The organism is Sphingomonas sp. (genome assembly GCF_036387595.1).
In the GTDB taxonomy this organism is placed as follows: Bacteria; Pseudomonadota; Alphaproteobacteria; order Sphingomonadales; family Sphingomonadaceae; genus Sphingomonas.
Map to the genome: position 1 here is coordinate 1 of NZ_DASVTL010000051.1, position 2,537 is coordinate 2,537.

General features: G+C 67.3%; 4 protein-coding genes and 1 tRNA gene. 2 read left to right on the forward strand and 3 right to left on the reverse strand.

The genetic code is table 11. From position 1 onward, the window contains the following. Positions 1-718, forward strand: a 718-nt coding sequence (locus tag VF643_RS04145) for a lipopolysaccharide biosynthesis protein (RefSeq protein ID WP_331042109.1), incomplete at its 5' end; no start/stop codon positions are given. Beyond that, the gene (locus tag VF643_RS04150) at positions 715-1,257 is read left to right on the forward strand and encodes a DUF2141 domain-containing protein (protein WP_331042110.1); all 543 of its coding nucleotides are present in this window, start codon (positions 715-717) and stop codon (positions 1,255-1,257) included. The genes VF643_RS04145 and VF643_RS04150, both read left to right, overlap by 4 nt. 22 nt (positions 1,258-1,279) lie before the next feature. On the opposite strand, the gene VF643_RS04155 is transcribed toward VF643_RS04150, so the two are convergent. From VF643_RS04155 to nth, 3 genes are all read right to left on the reverse strand, one after another. After that, a tRNA-Arg gene (locus VF643_RS04155) sits at positions 1,280-1,356 on the reverse strand. Between the two features lie 66 nt (positions 1,357-1,422). Next, positions 1,423-1,782, reverse strand: coding sequence for a hypothetical protein (locus tag VF643_RS04160; RefSeq protein WP_331042111.1), 360 nt, complete (start codon positions 1,780-1,782; stop codon positions 1,423-1,425). Positions 1,783-1,798: 16 nt separating this feature from the next. Beyond that, the gene (gene nth, locus VF643_RS04165; protein ID WP_331042112.1) at positions 1,799-2,458 is read right to left on the reverse strand and encodes an endonuclease III; all 660 of its coding nucleotides are present in this window, start codon (positions 2,456-2,458) and stop codon (positions 1,799-1,801) included. Positions 2,459-2,537 lie beyond the last annotated feature (79 nt).

A 2,537-nucleotide genomic window follows, 5' to 3' on the forward strand; every position in this document is an offset into this window, starting at 1 on the left:
CCTCGTCGTGCGCGGCGGCGATCTGCCGCTGCTCCGCTCCGGCGCCGCGGACGCGCGCCGGGTCGTCGCCGAGAACCCCGGCATCGTCTCCTTCGCGCTCAGCACCAACGCCAACGCGACGCTGGGCATGTCCGGGAAGCAAATCCCGCTGCTATTGGTCGGCGCGATGGTCGGCACCTCCGCCGCCGGCGCGTTCCGCCTCTCCGCACAACTAGCCCAGGCGCTCGCCAAGATAACCCAGCTAGTCGCACGGGCTGCCTTTCCGGAGGTTGTCCGCATGGCCAAGCTCGCGACGCCACAGCGCCTCGGCCGGCTACTGCCGCGAACCTATCTGGTGAGCGGCTTGGCGGCGTTGACGATCATGGCGATAGTTACGCTCGGTGGGCGCACGGTGTTGTCGCTGATCGGCGGCAAGACCTACCGGGACGCCTATCCGATGCTGCTTTTCCTCACCGCGGCAGGGTGCCTCGAATTGGTGATGATCAGCGCCGAAACCGTGCTCACCGCACTCAACCGCGCGGCCTTGGTGTTCGCGATCCGCGCCGGCGGCGTTGCCACGCTGCTCGTGGCCGCCTTCGTGGTGGTCCCGAGCCGGGGCGCCACGGGGATGGCGATCGCCGTCCTCGCCGGCTCGATCACGGTCGCACTGCTGCTGGCGCTCGCCGCGGCGCGGGTCACCCGCAGCACCGGCACCGAGCCGCTGGACGAAGCCGCATGACGCAGCGGATCGTTCACGCGCTGCTCACCCCGCAGGGCGCACATGCACGCCTATCCACCCGTGAGAACCTGATGCACGCCCTGTTGAAACTATCGTCGGCCATGACTCTGCTCGGTGCCATAGCGATCCCCGCGCAGGCTCAGACCTGTGCCGGGCGCGCGGGCGGCGGCGCGGTTCAGCTCGTCGTGATCGCCACCGAGATGCGCAGCAAGGCCGGCGAGGTCGCCTTCACCATATACCCCGACAACAAGTCGCGCTTCTTGGCGAAGGGCGGCAAGATGCTCCGCGCAAGGGTCCCGGCGCAACGCCCGGAGACCCGCGCCTGCTTCTGGCTTCCGCCCGGTTACTACGCCCTCGCGCAATATCATGACGAGAATGGCGACCACGACTTCAACCGAACGCTGTTCGCGCCAAAGGAGGGCTTCGGCTTCTCCAACGACGCGCCCACCTCCGTCGGCTTGCCTTCGTTCGCCGCCACCCGCTTCGGCCTACCCGCCGGCGGCACCATCATCCGCGCTCGCATGCGGTATCGCCGCTAGTTTCGAACTGGTGATGAGGTGGTGGTGCACCCGACAGGATTCGAACCTGTGGCCTCTGCCTTCGGAGGGCAGCGCTCTATCCAGCTGAGCTACGGGTGCCTGGGGGCGAGCGCGTAGCAAAGCATGCGCGTGGGCGCCAGCGTTTTGCGTGATGCCGCGTGTCGATCAGCGCGCCAGCGTCACCGGCTGGAACGGGGCGAGCCCACAGCTCGCGCCGCGCTGGAGCCCGGTAGAGGATAGCACGGTGATGATATCGGCCGAGCATAGCTGGCTGAGGGAGGTGGCGTAGGAGAAGCGTTGTTCGAAGCCGAGCCCGGGGCAGCTACTCGGCAGGATCACCCGGTAGGTCTTGCGGCCCGTCATCACGAAATCGATCGTGCGGCCGTCGCGTACCAGGCTCTCGCGTATACGGGTGATCGGGATGCACGAGACCGGCTTGCCAGCCTCAATCGCCGCCGGCACGCGGTCGCGCCCTGTCGCGATCGTCGTAGTGGCTAGCAGGGCAAGCGCGACCGGATACCGCATGGAATTGCTCCTCTCCTCAACCGGCGATGTCGACGCCGGCCGGTGGCGGCGTCTTCGGCTTGAACGCACAAAGATCACGGACGATGCAGCGCCAGCATTCGGGCCTGCGCGCCTTGCAGACATAGCGGCCGTGAAGAATCAGCCAGTGATGCGCGTGCAGGCGGAACGGCTGCGGTGTCGCGCGGTCGAGCGCGAGTTCCACCGCCAACGGCGTTGTGCCGCGCGCCAGCCCGGTGCGATTGCCAACCCGGAAGATATGTGTGTCGACCGCGAAAGTCTCCGCAGCGAAGGCGACGTTCATCACCACGTTGGCGGTCTTGCGCCCGACGCCCGGAAGCGCTTCCAGCGCGTCGCGATCCGCTGGAACGACCCCGCCATGCCGGTCGACCAGTTGCTGCGACAGCGCGATCACGTTCTTGGCCTTGGTGTTGAACAGACCGATTGTGCGAACGTGCTGCTTCAACCCCTCCTCGCCGAGCGCGATCATCTCGGCGGGCGTCGTCACCATCTCGAAGAGCGCGCGCGTAGCCTTGTTGACCCCGGCATCCGTCGCCTGCGCCGACAGCACGACGGCGACAAGCAACTGGTAGACATTGCCCGATTCGAGCTCTGTTTCGGGATGCGGGTTCGCCGCCGCGAGCCGCGCGTAGAAGTCGATGACGTCCGCCTTCTTCACAAGCCTAGCACGTCACCCATCCGGTAGCGCCCTGCCGGCTTGCCCGCGAGCCACATCGCCGCCTTCACCGCGCCCTTGG